The sequence below is a fragment of the Stenotrophomonas sp. YJH_SMC_69 genome (assembly GCF_059370495.1).
This window is the reverse complement of the sequence record NZ_JCAFTS010000002.1, coordinates 1-14,822: the sequence shown is the minus strand read 5'-3', so window position 1 is coordinate 14,822 and position 14,822 is coordinate 1. Positions and strand designations below refer to the sequence as shown.

The 14,822-nt window shown below is 60.6% G+C and carries 14 protein-coding genes, 1 tRNA gene and 2 pseudogenes; 3 read left to right on the top strand and 14 right to left on the bottom strand.

Annotated features, from left to right (window positions below; translation table 11 throughout):
- Positions 1-62 precede the first annotated feature (62 nt).
- The gene (locus AC5P8F_RS03120) at positions 63-575 is read right to left on the bottom strand and encodes a hypothetical protein (RefSeq protein ID WP_032958753.1); all 513 of its coding nucleotides are present in this window, start codon (positions 573-575) and stop codon (positions 63-65) included.
- Positions 576-657: 82 nt separating this feature from the next.
- Between AC5P8F_RS03120 and AC5P8F_RS03115 the strand changes: the two genes are divergently transcribed.
- Positions 658-1,284, top strand: a complete 627-nt coding sequence (locus tag AC5P8F_RS03115) for a YiiX/YebB-like N1pC/P60 family cysteine hydrolase (RefSeq protein WP_495227602.1) — start codon at positions 658-660, stop codon at positions 1,282-1,284.
- Positions 1,285-1,338: 54 nt separating this feature from the next.
- Here the strand turns inward: AC5P8F_RS03115 and AC5P8F_RS03110 are convergent, their stop codons facing one another.
- The gene (locus AC5P8F_RS03110; RefSeq protein WP_005414774.1) at positions 1,339-1,503 is read right to left on the bottom strand and encodes a hypothetical protein; all 165 of its coding nucleotides are present in this window, start codon (positions 1,501-1,503) and stop codon (positions 1,339-1,341) included.
- A gap of 322 nt (positions 1,504-1,825) precedes the next feature.
- Between AC5P8F_RS03110 and AC5P8F_RS03105 the strand changes: the two genes are divergently transcribed.
- A complete protein-coding gene (locus tag AC5P8F_RS03105; RefSeq protein WP_032958748.1) occupies positions 1,826-2,515 on the top strand; it encodes an EcsC family protein in 690 nt (229 codons plus the stop codon).
- Between the two features lie 63 nt (positions 2,516-2,578).
- On the opposite strand, the gene AC5P8F_RS03100 is transcribed toward AC5P8F_RS03105, so the two are convergent.
- On the bottom strand, positions 2,579-4,003 hold the full coding sequence (locus AC5P8F_RS03100; RefSeq protein WP_181454184.1) for a short-chain fatty acid transporter: 1,425 nt from the start codon (positions 4,001-4,003) through the stop codon (positions 2,579-2,581).
- Between the two features lie 478 nt (positions 4,004-4,481).
- A complete protein-coding gene (gene ubiA / locus AC5P8F_RS03095) occupies positions 4,482-5,375 on the bottom strand; it encodes a 4-hydroxybenzoate octaprenyltransferase (RefSeq protein WP_014648747.1) in 894 nt (297 codons plus the stop codon).
- A 149-nt stretch (positions 5,376-5,524) separates the two neighbouring features.
- On the opposite strand from ubiA, the gene AC5P8F_RS03090 reads away from it, so the two are divergent.
- Positions 5,525-5,601 (top strand) — tRNA-Arg (locus tag AC5P8F_RS03090).
- Between the two features lie 82 nt (positions 5,602-5,683).
- Here AC5P8F_RS03090 and AC5P8F_RS03085 read toward each other — a convergent pair.
- From AC5P8F_RS03085 to AC5P8F_RS03040, 10 genes and pseudogenes are all read right to left on the bottom strand, one after another.
- Entirely contained in the window at positions 5,684-6,133 is a 450-nt protein-coding gene (locus AC5P8F_RS03085; RefSeq protein ID WP_495227601.1) for an adhesin, read from the bottom strand.
- Positions 6,130-6,630, bottom strand: a complete 501-nt coding sequence (locus tag AC5P8F_RS03080; protein ID WP_495227600.1) for a hypothetical protein — start codon at positions 6,628-6,630, stop codon at positions 6,130-6,132. The genes AC5P8F_RS03085 and AC5P8F_RS03080 overlap by 4 nt, the downstream gene beginning before the upstream one ends.
- Before the next feature lie 890 nt (positions 6,631-7,520).
- The gene (locus AC5P8F_RS03075; RefSeq protein WP_241887295.1) at positions 7,521-8,018 is read right to left on the bottom strand and encodes a hypothetical protein; all 498 of its coding nucleotides are present in this window, start codon (positions 8,016-8,018) and stop codon (positions 7,521-7,523) included.
- 545 nt (positions 8,019-8,563) lie between these two features.
- A complete protein-coding gene (locus AC5P8F_RS03070) occupies positions 8,564-8,944 on the bottom strand; it encodes a hypothetical protein (RefSeq protein ID WP_495227599.1) in 381 nt (126 codons plus the stop codon).
- Between the two features lie 148 nt (positions 8,945-9,092).
- On the bottom strand, positions 9,093-9,458 hold the full coding sequence (locus AC5P8F_RS03065) for a hypothetical protein (protein ID WP_495227598.1): 366 nt from the start codon (positions 9,456-9,458) through the stop codon (positions 9,093-9,095).
- A gap of 773 nt (positions 9,459-10,231) precedes the next feature.
- Positions 10,232-10,528, bottom strand: a pseudogene (locus AC5P8F_RS03060) (hypothetical protein); the annotation flags it as partial.
- An 841-nt stretch (positions 10,529-11,369) separates the two neighbouring features.
- Positions 11,370-11,989, bottom strand: a pseudogene (locus AC5P8F_RS03055) (RHS repeat-associated core domain-containing protein); the annotation flags it as partial.
- 253 nt (positions 11,990-12,242) lie between these two features.
- Positions 12,243-12,614, bottom strand: coding sequence for a hypothetical protein (locus tag AC5P8F_RS03050; protein WP_197605283.1), 372 nt, complete (start codon positions 12,612-12,614; stop codon positions 12,243-12,245).
- Between the two features lie 255 nt (positions 12,615-12,869).
- Complete coding sequence (locus AC5P8F_RS03045; RefSeq protein ID WP_111205654.1) at positions 12,870-13,328, bottom strand: hypothetical protein; 459 nt, start codon at positions 13,326-13,328, stop codon at positions 12,870-12,872.
- On the bottom strand, positions 13,313-14,822 hold a 1,510-nt coding region (locus AC5P8F_RS03040; protein ID WP_495227597.1), incomplete at its 5' end, for an RHS repeat domain-containing protein. The genes AC5P8F_RS03040 and AC5P8F_RS03045, both read right to left, overlap by 16 nt.

Sequence of the window (14,822 nt, the reverse complement as noted above, 5' to 3'; positions counted from 1 at the left end):
TGCCTGGATCAGGCTCCGAGCCTAGCAGCCCCCGCCCGGCCGCGCCTGTGCCGGGACAGGCATCAGATCGACTCATCCTCGCGCTTGACCAGCGTCCAGCAGGGCGACTGCGCGAAGGTGTAGGTCTGCTGGTCGCTGCTGTCCGGCGTGCGGATCTGTACCTGTCGTTGCCCATCGGCCAGCGTGCTGACCTGCATCTCGCGGCCCTGCCCGGCCAACGCGGCGGGATCGGGCATGACCGGCCACTCGACATCGGCCAGCGCCAGGCGGCTTTCCACCTTGCGCGGTTCCGGCTCGGCCTCGGCATCGATGTAGCTGTCCAGCAGCGGATCGGCGGTGGCTTTTTCCTGCAGCGCGATCTCGTTGCCGAAGTGCTTCAGGAACGCATCGAACTGCGAGTAGGGGCATTCACCGCTGGCAGGCACCGGTGCGGGCTGGACCGCTGCCGCCGTGGACGACGGCGCGGGATGTGCAGGCGCCACTTCCGTGGGCGTCACCTGGGGCTCGGGCGTGCAGGCAACCAGGGCCACGCCACAGGCAAGCATCAGCACGGCAGCGGAACGGTTTCGACGCATGGGCTCATCCTGAATCCGGTTGGGTCGTCCCATGCTACCGCGCGCCCTACAATTCCGGCACTCCGCCTGTCCGAGACTCTCCATGCGTCGCCTCCTGCTCATGATCTGCCTGCTGTTGCCCGCCCTGTGGCCAGCGCTGGCGATGGCCGTCGATGTCCACGAAGGCGATCTGCTGTTCGTCACCGCCGGCCGCAGCGGCCTCAGTGCGGCCATCGACGATGCCACCGGCAAGCAGGGCGCGCCCAGCTTCGATCATGTGGCCCTGGTCGCTGTGGCGCCAAACGGCTGGGAGGTACTGCATGCGGACGAGAAGGGATCGCGTCGGCAATCGCTGGTCGAGTTCCGCCAGGACGCCCTGGCCAAGCAGCGGCAGATCGTGGTCTATCGCCTGCGGGCACCGCAGCAGGCGGCGATCAAGGACGCGGTCGCCACCGCGCGCATGATGCTGGGCAAGCCGTACAACACGTCGTATGTGTTGAACGAGGACAGCTACTACTGTTCCGACTTCATCGAGCGTGCGTTCCGTGCGCACCATGTGTTCGCGCTGCAGCCGATGAACTTCCGCAATCCGCAGACCGGGCAGATCGCCCAGCACTGGGTCGATCTGTACCGCGGCATGGGCATGGAGGTGCCGCAGGATCAGCCCGGCACCAATCCCAATGACATGTCGGCCGCGCCGGTGCTGCAACGCATCGGCGTGCTGGAATAAGCGAAGCCCCGCGCGCGGCGGGGCTTCGGGGGTTGCCCAGGGTGGGTACCGACGTCACTCTTCCTCGTCCTGCCCACCTTGCTGCTGATTGCGCTGGTTGCGCTGCTGCTGTTCCTGCTGTTGTTGCTGCTGCTGGTCGCGGCCACGGCCCTGCTGCTGATCCTGCTGGTTCTGCTGGCCCTGCTGCTTCTGGTTCGGGTTCTGGTTCTGCTGTGCCATGTCCGATCTCCAAAGCCACGCGCGGAATGCGGTGGACGGGGCCATCGTCTGCAGCGAAGAGTTAATCGCGCGTTGGCGGACGGCTACACCTGTGTGTACGCGCGTGAATGAACGCGCGAAAGCCCTTGCGGCACAAGCCGCTGAAGGATTCATGCGGGTTCGGCATGTCCTTATGTGGTAATGACAGGAGCACGTATTCAGTGCTGTAGGGCGCACCGGAATGCGCGAGCGTTCGCTCAAGAATGGCTACCCGAAGCCGATAGGCTGCGGACGGGCTGCTATGGACGGCCCATCTTTCCAAGCATCAACAAGGAACGTCTAAATGAACGCCGTGGTTGCAGAAGCAAGTGACTCTCGCCTCCTCAAAGCGGTCGAGAGCATCGCGATCAGTCCCGCAGACGCGAAGGCCCTCGTCGCCCAGTACAGGCGCCAGATTCTCTCCCGGGATCCAACACGCGGCCAGCACGAGGTTGCAGGGTTGGTGGCCGACAAGATCATCAGCCGTTATTGCCGGATGTCAGCCACCACGGGGGGAGCGACTGCTCTGACCGGGGTCATCCCGGGAATTGGTACGGCCCTGGCAATGGTTGGCGGTGGTCTCGCCGATGCAAGCATCAGCATGAAACTGCAGGTCGACATGACCATGTGCTTGGCTGAGGCCTATGGATGGGACGTGAATGGCGAAGACGCCAGGCACCTGGCTTTTCTCATCGCCGCAGGAGGTTCTCTGGAGAAGCTCGGCGTCGAAGCGTCGACTCGGATCGCCTCAAATGCTGGCGTAAAGATGGTCCGTCAGTACTTGAAGGGCGCCGTGTTGCAAGCTCTCAAGGAACTCTTCAAGAAGATCGGCATCACCTTTACCCGCAAGGCGCTGGAAAAAGCCATTCCGTTCGGCATCGGAGTCGTCATCGGCTCAGGGGCCAACTATGCGTTGACCAAGTATGTTGGCAATACTGCGCGAAGCTGGTTCGAAGCGGATGCCGCACTGGGCAACAAGCCCAATGAAATCTGAGCAGCGCGCGTTCTGGCCATGCGGCTTTCAAAGTAGGAAGCCGCATGATCCGGGGATACTGGACTACGGCATCACCGGTGGCACATACGCCAGGGTCATGCCCAGCAGCCACAACAGGCCCAGCACCAGCGGGATGTGCACCAGCAATTGGATGAAGGTGAAGCCCACGATGTCGCGTGCCTTCAGGCCCAGCACGCCCAGCAGCGGCAGCATCCAGAACGGGTTGATCAGGTTGGGCAGGGCTTCGGCCGCGTTGTAGACCTGCACCGCCCAGCCCAGGTGCGCCTTCAGTTCGTTGGCGGCCTGCATCACGTACGGCGCCTCGATGATCCACTTGCCGCCACCGGACGGCACGAAGAAGCCCAGCACGGCCGAATAGACGCCCATCACCAGCGCGAACGAATCGGTGCTGGCCACGTGCACGAACAGGCTCGACAGCCGGTGCGCCAGGGTCTGCCCGTCACCACCAGCGGCGTGGGTGAGGATCATCGCGATGCCGCCGTACAGCGGGAACTGGATCAGCACGCCGGTGGTACTCGGCACCGCCTTGGCCACCGCGTTGAGGAAGCTGCGCGGGCGCCAGTGCAGCAGCAGGCCCAACGAGATGAACAGGAAGTTGTAGGTATTGAGGTTGGCGATGGCGGTGATCACCGGCTTGTTGGCGAACTCGTTGAACAGCCAGCCGAACGCCAGCAGCGAGAGCAGCACGGTCAGCAGCGGGCTGTATTCCAGCCATTCGCCCGGGCGCGTGCGTCGCTGCAGCGGTTCCGGCTCGGCCTGTGCAGCACCGGGGAACGCCTCGGCGGTACGCGCACTACCCGCCGCGGGTGCCGTCAGCCAGGCGATCAGCAGCGAGACCAGGATCAGCACCGAGGTCAGCGCGATCGACTGCCACAGGAAGATGGTTTCGGTGAACGGCAGCACGCCGGTGATCTCCACCAGCCCCGGCGGCATGCTGGCCGGGTTGGCCTGCAGCTGTGCGGCCGAGGAACTGAGCCCCATTGCCCACACCGCACCCAGGCCGAGGTACGCCGAAGCACCGGCGGCGCGGTAGTCCATGCGCAGTTCGGTACGACGGGCCAGCGCACGCACCAGCAGGCCACCGAACACCAGCGAGAACCCCCAGCTGAGCAGCGAGGCGAGCATGCTGACCAGGCCCACGTACACCACCGCACCGCGGCCGGTACGCGGCACCCGGGCCAGGAAGTCGATGAAGCGCGCGACCACCGGCGCGGTGGCCACGGCGTAGCCACCGATGACCACGAAGGCCATCTGCATGGTGAAGGGAATCAGGCTCCAGAAGCCGTCACCGAAGGCGCTCGCGGTGGCCTGCGGGGTCGAGCCGAAGCCCATCGCGGCCAGCGCGACGATGACCACGCCCAGCACCGCGAACACATACGCATCGGGGAACCACTTTTCCGCCCAGGCGGCCGAACGCAGCGCTGCGCGCGCCATCCAGCCGTCCTGTACTGCTGCCGTCGAGGCCATCGCCTACCCTCCCAGGTTCGATGGATCGATTCTGGGCGGTGGGGTGCAGGCTGTCAGCCACCTATTGGTCGTAGGTGGCACAGAACGGTAGTGCCGGCCGCTGGCCGGCAATTTCCCAATCGGGATGGTCGTGCAGCCGGCCAGCGGCCGGCTCTACCAGATCCAGGCATCATCGCAGGTGGTGGAAGGCGGTGGTGCCGGCCGCTGGCCGGCAACCTCGGGATCGCGCACGGGTGCAGCCGGCCAGCGGCCGGCTCTACCAGATCCAAGCATCATCGCAGGTGGTGGAAGGCGGTGGTGCCGGCCGCTGGCCGGCAACCTCGGGATCGCGCACGGGTGCAGCCGGCCAGCGGCCGGCTCTACCAGATCCAAGCATCATCGCAGGTGGTGGAAGGCGGTAGTGCCGGCCGCTGGCCGGCAACCTCGGGATCGCGCACGGGCGCAGCCGGCCAGCGGCCGGCTCTACCAGGCCTTGGGATCAACGCAGCGCCAGGTCCGCGGCGATGCCGGCAAACAGCGCGGCACCCACCCAGTTGTTGTGCAGGAACGCCTTGAAGCACGGGCCGCGTTCGCGGTTGCGGCAGATCCAGAACTCGTACACCACCAGCGCAGTGGCCACGGCCACGCCGGCCAGGTAGTACCCGCCCAGCCCGCCGCGCACGCCAACCAGCGCCATCGTGGCCAGGAACAGTGCGTACAGCACGCCCTGGATGACCAGGTCGAGATCACCGAACAGGATCGCGGTGGAGTGCGAGCCCATCTTCAGGTCGTCCTCGCGGTCGACCATGGCGTACCAGGTGTCGTAGGCGGTGGACCACAGGATGTTGCCGGCATACAGCAGCCAGCCCAGCATAGGTACCTCGCCCTGCACGGCGGCGAACGCCATCGGGATGCCCCAGCCGAACGACATGCCCAGGTAGACCTGCGGCAGATGGGTGTAGCGCTTCAGGTACGGATAGCTGGCAGCCAGGAACACGCCGATGAAGCTCAGGCCGATGGTCAGCCCGTTCAGGGTCAGCACCAGGCCGAACGCCACCAGCATCAGTACGGCGAACAGCGCCAGCGCGGCGCGGCCGCTGATCGCACCGGTGGCCAGCGGGCGCGCCTTGGTGCGCTCCACATGCGGGTCGAGCCAGCGGTCGGCGTAGTCGTTGATGACGCAACCGGCCGAGCGGGTCAGCCACACGCCGGCGGTGAACACGAACAGCGTCCACAGCGGCGGCAGGCCGCCCGCGGCCAGCCACAACGCCCACCAAGTGGGCCACAGCAGCAGCAACGTGCCGATCGGGCGATCAGCGCGCATCAGACTCCAGTAATGCCGCCAACGCGGCGTCGCCGGCGACTGCGGCGAAGTGAGGGGGGTATCAGCCATGGCGATAGGATACTCCTGCCCCTCCGGCACGGCTTTGCCCGTGGGGGGAGATTTGTTCGGCGAAACTGGATAGAATGCCGGTCCCGCACCGCTTCATGGCGCTGCGATGCCCGCCCCGGCACCGGCCGACGGCGCGGCGGTTCTACAACGCGCCCGTAGCTCAGCCGGATAGAGTAGTGGCTTCCGAAGCCATTGGTCGGGGGTTCGAATCCCTCCGGGCGCGCCATTTTTCCTTCATTGCCTGTACGCAGCGTCCCAACTGGGCGATGCTGCGATGTCGCGAGGTGTCCGGCACGCCGCCAGGAATGTCAGGGAATGAACGTTGCCGAGCGATGCTCGCAACCGGCTGCATCCCGTACCACCATGGAGTACTCCTCACCCGCGCTGGATTGGCCGGGCAGGAACAGGCCATCACCGTCGAACAAAACGCTCTGCTGTTCACCCTGCCCGATCGACAGCCCGATCGCTCCCGGTGTGATTTCCTCAAGGATCACGTTGTAAGGCCGCCAGGCATCCTCGCCTGTGCGCCTCATCTCTGCGCGAGCGGTCCTTGAGTTCAACCTGCGTCTCTCATCCACCCACAGCTGAAGCGGCTGATCAGCATTGTGGGTGATCTGGAAGCGCCCGTAGGTCAGTCCGTCGACTCTCTCGGTGCCGACGTAGGTGAGATGGGCCGGCGGACACTTCGTGGCGCGGTTCGGATGCGCCGCACAGGATGTCAGTGCAACCACAAGGCAAAAGGCAGTCAGGCGCTTCATGGGTTCGAGGCCTGATGTGGGTTGTTGTCGCGGCGGCATGCGACGGTGAGGACAACCAGCACTACGCCCCAGAGCGGCGTGAGCAGCACGACGCTCATCACCATCAGCGAAACCGGTACCTGCCAGAGCAGCGATGGCCTGAATCCGCTGAATCTATAGGCTTCCAGTACAAGCACCACGACCTGGGCCAGAAGGCCCGCAAGCAGCCCCAAGCCAGCCCCCTTGGCAAGCCGCCTGATCGTCAGGCGGCCAGCGGCGGGAACCCGTGCGCCAATTCCCAGCAACAGAAGGCTGACGGCCCATACAGCCAGAAGAAAACCTGATGTGAGTCGAAGGCGTAAAGCGCCCTGCCCACAAAGTGCAGGAACAGCCAGAGTGCTCCACACGACACCGCGTAGGCCAGCCCGTACCGAAGACTCTGCCTGGCTTTCATCTTGTACCTCTCCGAGGGCGTGCAGGCCGATCGCGTTCTTTGGTGGAGGAGCGCGGGAGCTCATGCACCTTGCATCCCGCTTGGCGCCCTACTCGCGCAACGCATCGCGCAGCGCTCGAGAGTACCTGCCTGCCTCCAGCGTTCGCAGCTGGGCCAGTGGAATCCGATACCTCCTGAACAGTGCGGCCAGTTCTCTTGCAAGCCCCTGGAGCGGAGCGCGTCGAACAATATTGATGAGACCTTTTCCAAGGTATCCAAATTCATCTTCATACTAGACGCCGAATTCGAGTTTCTTAAGGCCAGGCTGGCACTGAGAAGAAGATTGCGACTGCCGGCCCACAGCGGGCATCTGCGCCCCCCAACAGTGGAGGTCATACGGAGAATATCTGAAAATCACTATCTGCATATTTCCCGCGCCCTGCCGAGAACTGCCGCGCTTGCCCGTCCGACTTCGAGCTTTCGTATCAATCCAGCACATTCAGGCCGATCCCCAGTTTTCGCTCCATAGATCACGGGCTCACCCTTCCTATCTACTCCGTCCAAATAGAGCACTGCGCAATCACCAGCGATCGTACCAATGCGCACCGCACGAACCTTCTCGATACTGGCGTCTGGACCGGCTGCACCCTCGCACATCCCACCGTAATACGCACTACTCAGTTCCGCGTAGATGGGTTTCAGCTGCAGCTCCCCTAAGCGGTCATTCTCGCATGCGCTCAGGGCGAGCACACAGACGGACGCGACAGACAAAGCGCGCAGGAAGAAGCCTTTGGCATCGAGAGAACTCTTGAGCAACCCCGATTTCCTTTGACTGTTTTCCATTACCTCCCCAGAACGATCTGCTCGAACGCATTGGTCGCGCTGCGCCGATCTCCCTTGCGGTTGCCGAGCGCGCCATTGGTCGCACCTGGCGTCATCCGCCAGGCAGTAGGCGGAGCTCGGCGCTTCAGCGCACTATAGCGCCGCCGAGCATCGACCGAATACGTTGGCGGGCTTCTCCCGAAGGCTCACGGCAACCACCCGTTGCTTCTGCTCACCGCAGCCCCCCATCACCCCATACATGATGAGAAGTCCCTTGTCGTTGACGTAGCCGATGAACTTGCCCCTACTTTCATCCGAAGCGGCCCTGACGAAGTAGACGCTCTCCCCGGGCGCTGGCTTCAGGTCACTCAACGGCATTGGACCGATCTTCCCTTTAACCTCTGATGCCGATACCACGGCCAGCGAATGCTTCAACATCCACTCCGCAATGGCTGCTTCACTATCAGGATCAAGCGTGGAAATGCGGTCAAGCGGCAGAGTCGTTGAATTGCCAGGGAAAATCGCATCGGACGAAACATCTACCCAGTCCGACTTCCATTCCGTATGTTGAAACTGGTGAATGCTGCAGCCCCCTAGCATTGGCAAGAGCAGCACCGCTGCACGCAAGATACCAGCCTTCGGCATAGACATGAAAGCCCCAGAAAGGGCCGGCCAAATGCTAATTATCATCTGCAACCCGTTCTGCAAAATGATCTATGATTTGTACCTCGTGCCCAAGATGGCATGTCATTTCTTGACTTCCCTATCATGGGCTGGCGCTTGGCGTGTCGCTACTCTGCCCCGGGTTTGCGGCAGCGTGCGTAGTCGAAACACCCGGCCTGCGCGCATAACTGTAATCGGGATCCCGGCAAGCGCGCACGATCGGACTTCGTGCGTGCCTGATCACGCCGGGGAACCAGCACAGCACCAGCACTACCAGACAGATCATTCCCAGCCGTGCCCATTCACCCGCGACACCGGCCCCGACCAGCGGCAATGCCGCCACCAGGATGATGACCTGTGCGTACAGAAGATAGAACGTGTACGTGCCCAACCGCGGGTCTGAACGAAGCTCGACGCGACACCCCCGGCAGGACGTCTTCGATCGCAGGGGGAAGCTCTGTCCGCTAGCGCCACAAAGTGGGCAGATGAAGGTCATCAGGCGCATCGGTAGAACCTCTTTTCAGAAGTTTCCATCACCAGGCTCCATCTGCGGCGTCGACCATACGCACCGCATCATCAAACCTCGGGTCCTGGCACATCATTTCCAGTGGTGTCCGATCAAGCTCATTCCCTGCGTGCGGGTCTGCACCACACCAGAGGAGATAGGCCGCTGCCGCGACGCTGCCATGTGCCACCGCGCTTGCCAGCGGCGTCAGATCAAGATCACCACGCACATCGATGTTGGTCACGAAGGGCATAAATGCGCTGAGGAGGGCCACATCGTTGTAATAGGCCACCACATGCAGGGACGTGTCCTCATAGGCCCCTTGGGTCTCCGGACAAGTCAGCACCGTATCGCCGAAGTCAGTGCCGACACCGAGCCGGGAAAGCAGTTCGCTGAGTACAGGATCCATGATGTTCATCGGGCTGCACGCACGGTAGAGCCCATTGCGTTGGCCCGATGGTGATCCGTCCTGTAATCCATCTCTCTGTCAGCTCCCTGTCGACCTACAAGCCAGGCGGTGCGTGCGTCTTGGAGCGATGCATTCGACAGATCAAGAATCATGATTTGACAGGGATCAACCGGCTTTCCCAAGTCCCCTCTACTAGAAGTGCAATCTCTGCGCCGACAGAGGCCTCAATGAAGACCAAGGTGTCACCATCGACAATTTCCCGGGCAGCCACTGGGTCTAGACCAAGGAGGAAGCAACACCGCTGGAATTCAAAGGAATCCTCCTTTCGATTGAAGACCTTAAGATCGAGCACGACATTCTGGCTAGAGAAGCCATCAATGCTCGCCTTCCTGACTCGACCAAAGACCAAATCATAGGATCCCTGCACAGAGTCATCAAACAGAGAAACAGTCACTCCGGACACCGGATCAAGACGAATTCCGGTCATCTTGAAATCATGGATAGTGATACCCATCGGCTCATCTCCTTGGCCAATCACTTGACGGATCCATACGTCGCGCGTGAACTTCCAGGTGGAATCTATTGATTGGATTTTACGTTCTTAAGAACAATTGCCACAAACATGCCGCAGATCAGGAGCGAACCCAGCGCCAGAGGCAACATTACAAAATAATCGCCCCTCTCAAGGTGACCAATCGCATACACCTTCAATGCGAGATAGGACGATGACCTAAGAAAAATTAGCGAAAAAAACACCAAACCGAGCCAATTCAGTATTCTATTGCGCATATGCATATCATCTCAATTATCTGCAATTGCACCCAGACCCACCCCAAACATCCTTCACCACCTTCATGGCATCCTTGTCAGTAGCTACGCGTTGCAGCAGTTCTGGTGTGACCTGAAGGCAACTGCTCAATGTGAAGCCGAATGACAACAGCTCTCCCGCATTCGCGCCAAACACCACAGCAATCCCCCGCCGCCTCGGTGTAGGTGGATTCTCTTCCCTTTCCATCCTGTGCGGTTTGTATCGCTGACACTCCATCGTACGCCGTTGCCACACCATTCACCATTACCAGAAATCCGGGGATTGCAACTTCGGGCTGCAGAGACAAAACACCGGCAATGGTGACTCCTGCGCCATTCACAGCTTCCAAGCCTCCAAAGGTGAGGCCTGCCATACCGAACGTTATGCTTAGGTAGTCAACGCACTCGTCGTAGGGACACATACCAAGTTGATCTACCAAAGACGACGGGACGCCACCTGCGTATCCGAAAGTGCTGATCTAGCTCCGGTATACCGGGGCCCGGCACATTGATCAACGCCACCGGGTAGTTGTCCAGCCAGATGGCCTGCCGTTGCGCTTGGCCCGTGCCCGAATAGTTCCCCAGCCACTACCCAGCCTCGTCGTACAACGTGATCTGTGCTGCGCCACTAGCCTGAGTACACAGTACGCGTCACCGCGGTGGTTGTAGCTGCCGGTGCTGGTGGTATTGCCCACTGCGTCATGGTTGCGCGCTTCGCCATCCACCGCAGTCACGATGGCCGGTTGCGGGACCGCTCCGAGGTGCCCTGCCATCACTGTGTCTTCCCAACCTGGCAGGGGTACGCCCTGGCCCACATCCAACTAGGTAATTCACGCAGTGGCAGCTCCTGTTTCGCCACAGTCTCCAGCTTGATGATCTCAGTTTCGCCTCGTTTGTTAATTCTAGTCCGCGCTCCGCGCGGTTTCAGGGCAGGATGGCCTCCGGTTTACTGTTGCCCTTAGCTCTCGTATTCCATCCCGCACATATCCTACGTGACCCAGATGGCAAACCTTCAGCACGTAACGAGTCTTGTCCGGATAAACATATCCAACAACCGGAACCGGAGTAGTACTTGTACCAATTACGGCCCCTCCCTCTGCCGAATCATAGACTTCGATCACTCCCTCCGGCACAACTTCCCTGCCCTTGTGTTCGCAGGAGGTGGCAGTGAAGACTGAGCAGATAAAAAAAATGCCAAGAATGAATTTCATCATCTTTTCCCGCGATGAATGGTTGAGTCATCAGACATCCACCAAAGTAGGTGGTTTATTGATTCCGGAAGAATCATGTTCACAGGCTGAAGCTCCTTACCAATCTCCCGCATGCAGTTCTGCAACGGCGTCCCGCAGTTATTATTTATTGCACTGTACTCCCCCTGCGGCCTCGCGAGACATGCCGATAGCTTTGACTCCTGCTGCGGTGTAAGTTCTATTGTATGCTTAATTCCAGTGCGCAAATTAAGCTGAAATGAAACGTAGTTTGTACTTATTGAGTTGCCCGCAGGGCCAAATGAGTAATCGACACCATTTGAAGTTGTCGATATGTGCCCGAAAGAGGAATGCAGCTTTCCATAGCTCGGCAGCCCTCCCGCATAGGGGAGCGGCATCCATACCCAGACGTCGACCAGCCCCTTTTCATCGACCTTCGAAAGAGGCTTCCCGGAAGCATACAGGTACGTACCAATCCCTTCCGTCAACCCAATCGGATCACTCTGCGAATACCGCCCCACCGCCGGGTCGTACTCACGCTGATAGTTGTAGAACAACCCACTCACATCCGTCGCCTGCTGGCCCGGGAAGCGCAGTACCAGCTCGAACGCCACACCATCCCTATCCGGGTCCCCACTCACAATCTGGTTACCGAACACCTCGCTCTTGTTGCTCCACTCCCAGATCGCCACATCACGCACCGGATCAATCACCACGCGCGGTGTGCCCAGATGATCCGGCTGCACGTAGGCCAGTTCCGGCACGCCGGCGCTCGGCACGCTGATCAACGCCACCGGGTAGTTGTCCAGCCAGATGGCCTGCTGCTGCGCTTGGCCCATGGCCGAAAGTTGCCCAGCGACTGCCCCGCTTCGTCGTATAGGGTGACCTGCGCTGCGCCACCGGTCGGGGCGCGCAGCACGCGTTCACCGCGATGGTTGTAGCTGTAGCTTTCCAGTACGGCATTGCCTTGCTTCACCGCGTTCATGCGGTTGGCATCGTTGTAGGTGAACGTGTTGCTGCCGGTGCTGCTGGCCATGTCTTCAGGGACCACCTCTTATCGCCGCAAACCGAAATTGGCCCGGAGCAGGGGTGAAGGCGTTGCGCGCGGACATTGAATCCACCCCACTTATCGCATCTTCAGCCATATTGCCGCCAACGCGATGGAGAAGAACTGAGTCGCGACAACCAAGAAGACCGGCCATCTGCGAAGCGCAAGCGCCGAAACTGTGCCAGCGATCAAGCAGGCGCATCCTTCCAGCAAGAGCAACGACACAAAGGTCTCGCTAAGAATCGCCGATGGCCGCGAAAATGCCGTATAGATCGCAAGGACCAAAAACGAACACGACGACGCCAGTCCCAGCCTCTTTACATAGCCCACGAAAGTTCCCTATTAAATAGCTATCCGAATCCTTCCATGATCCACAGATGGACTGGAGCAAGTCTCGGCCCCCATTGAGAAAAAACACGATCACAATCGAGAGAACCTGCGAAAGAAGCAACATCAACACCGGCCTATCCTTGATCAGCACGGCCGAAACTGTACTGGCAAGGAAGCAAAGGAAACCTTGCCCGATGGATTTCATCGCGAAGTCGAGGGTGAGGACGCCTTGCAAGTTCTGCGCCCCCACCAGGCCATCAGGATTACGGTCGAACACAGAGTCGCCAGAACGACCCTCTCTATGTAGCTCATTTCGGCTCGCCATTCATTGCCACGCTCTCCGAAACGACTGACGATTACCCACTCCTTCAGCGATACCAACGGATCGCTCTGCTGGGGCCACCCCACCACAGGGTCGGGTTTCCGATATTAGTTGAGGAAGGGGCCGCCAGAATTTTACGACTACTGATACGGGAAGCAGAACGGCAGCCCGAGAACGTTGCGCGCCAGCTTTGAATCCACCCAGTGCCAACTATTCTTCCCTCAAGAATTTCCTCGGCCGAGCTCCAAGCCTGATGATTTTTCGCGCAGGACCAAGATAGATATCACCGAATACAAATGAGAATGCGACAGCTGTATAGAAAACAAGTAGTGCACCAGGAATGGGAATCGCGCGAACGAAGCTATCGCATTCGAGGTTGCGGGCGACCAGCAACCCAATCATCAGCATCTCGGCCAGGAGCGCTATTGCGAACGCGAAACGCACCCGCCCAACCTCAATCGACAGAATTCCCCTTCTCGCCAGTTCGAACTTGGAATATACGAGCAACATCAGCAACGCGAAAAAAAGAGCAAACATAACTTCCGGAGAGTACCTAGCGACTGGACAGCGCATACTCAACATGGACGCGATCAGCGCGCAACAGATCCCCAGCGCTCCCGCCGCAGCTGCACCCTTCATGAACCTTATGAAAATCACTTCGCCGGACATTGGCATTTATTGTAGTTTGACCTGTAATTCACGATTGCTCCAAGGGGCCCCAGGATCTTCGACCCACCCCGCAAGAGATTGGCGTTCCCCGCATGCGCTGCAGCTCGATTAAGTCGACCGTTGGCAACCGAGTAGTGAATTCCGCGCTCTGCCGCCCCGCGCGTCCTTTTTGCCGCTTTGGCATCCTGACGCGACGCTGCTGCATCCAGCATGTGGCCCGCCGCTGCATACGGCGTCTTTGCGCCATACTCGCCAAAATGAACACCGGGATTCTCGTAGAAGTTTATGTCAACACCCACAGAATCCATTGCAAAGGACACCATAGAAGTAAGCGGAACGAGATCTATGAGCAGATCGGCAACAGCCTCCCGCTCACAATTGTTGGCGGGAACATAGCCGGTGACGTTATTCATTTCACCATTATTCCACGGCCCAATTCCCTCGAGCCCTTCTGGATCAATAGCCATTTGAGGATTGCTTCCAACATATGTGAACGTGCTGATTCCCCCTATCAGCCCAATCGGATCACTCTGTGTGTACCGCCCTACCCGTGACTCATACTCGCGCTGGTAGTTGTAGAACAACCCACTCGCATCCGTCGCCTGCTGGCCCGGGAAGCGGAGCGCCAGCTCGAACGCCACTCCATCACCATCCGGGTCGGTACTCGGAATCTGGTTGCCGAACACCTCGCTCTTGTTGCTCCACTGCCAGATCGAGACATTCCGTACCGGATCGATCACCACGCGCGGCGTGCCCAGATGATCCGGCTGCACGTAGGCCAGTTCAGGCACGCCGGTAGCCGGCATGTTGATCAACGCCACCGGGTAGTTGTCCAGCCAGATCGCCTGCTGCTGCGCCTGGCCCGTGGCCGAGTAGTTGCCCAGCCATTGCCCCGCCTCGTCATACAGGGTGATCTGAGCCGCGCCACCGGCCGGGGTACGCAGCACGCGCTCGCCGCGGTGGTTGTAACCGTAGCTTTCCAGCACGGCATCACCTTGCTTCACCGCGTTCATGCGGTTGGCATCGTTGTAGATGAACGACTTGCCGCCGATGCTGGTGGTGTTGCCCGCCGCGTCATGGTTGCGCGCTTCGCCGTCCACGGCGGTCAGCCGGTGGCTGGTTGCGGGATAGGTGTAGCTGGCAGTGCCCGCCGAAGTGGTCAGCGCGGTGCGATTGCCGGTGGCGTCATACGCATAGGTTTCAATCGGCGTGCCGGTCGCGCCGTCCTGGGTCTGGGTCAGGCGGCCCAGCGTGTCGTAGGCGTACTTGGCCAGCACCGTCGAACCTGCGCCGTTCTTCAGCTCGGTGATCGAACCGACCGGATCATAGCCATAGCCCAGCGACAGGCCGCCTGCGGCCGGGTCATGCACCGCCTGCGGGCGGTAATCCAGATCCAGCGGACGCTGCAGCTGGCGGCCGTTGCCGTAGGTCCAGCCGGTCGCCGGGCCGAAGGCCGCATAGGTCACGTTGTTCACCACGATCTGGCGCGCCTGG

Excerpts from the sequence above, each read along its gene's own strand:
- AC5P8F_RS03120 (WP_032958753.1), bottom strand. The coding sequence starts at position 575 with ATGCGTCGAAACCGTTCCGCTGCCGTGCTGATGCTTGCCTGTGGCGTG.
- AC5P8F_RS03075 (WP_241887295.1), bottom strand. The coding sequence starts at position 8,018 with ATGTCTATGCCGAAGGCTGGTATCTTGCGTGCAGCGGTGCTGCTCTTG.
- AC5P8F_RS03085 (WP_495227601.1), bottom strand. The coding sequence starts at position 6,133 with ATGAAGCGCCTGACTGCCTTTTGCCTTGTGGTTGCACTGACATCCTGT.
- AC5P8F_RS03065 (WP_495227598.1), bottom strand. The coding sequence starts at position 9,458 with ATGGGTATCACTATCCATGATTTCAAGATGACCGGAATTCGTCTTGAT.
- AC5P8F_RS03100 (WP_181454184.1), bottom strand. The coding sequence starts at position 4,003 with ATGGCCTCGACGGCAGCAGTACAGGACGGCTGGATGGCGCGCGCAGCG.
- AC5P8F_RS03115 (WP_495227602.1), top strand. The coding sequence starts at position 658 with ATGCGTCGCCTCCTGCTCATGATCTGCCTGCTGTTGCCCGCCCTGTGG.
- AC5P8F_RS03045 (WP_111205654.1), bottom strand. The coding sequence starts at position 13,328 with ATGTCCGGCGAAGTGATTTTCATAAGGTTCATGAAGGGTGCAGCTGCG.
- ubiA (WP_014648747.1), bottom strand. The coding sequence starts at position 5,375 with ATGGCTGATACCCCCCTCACTTCGCCGCAGTCGCCGGCGACGCCGCGT.
- AC5P8F_RS03070 (WP_495227599.1), bottom strand. The coding sequence starts at position 8,944 with ATGGATCCTGTACTCAGCGAACTGCTTTCCCGGCTCGGTGTCGGCACT.
- AC5P8F_RS03105 (WP_032958748.1), top strand. The coding sequence starts at position 1,826 with ATGAACGCCGTGGTTGCAGAAGCAAGTGACTCTCGCCTCCTCAAAGCG.
- AC5P8F_RS03110 (WP_005414774.1), bottom strand. The coding sequence starts at position 1,503 with ATGGCACAGCAGAACCAGAACCCGAACCAGAAGCAGCAGGGCCAGCAG.
- AC5P8F_RS03080 (WP_495227600.1), bottom strand. The coding sequence starts at position 6,630 with ATGAGCTCCCGCGCTCCTCCACCAAAGAACGCGATCGGCCTGCACGCC.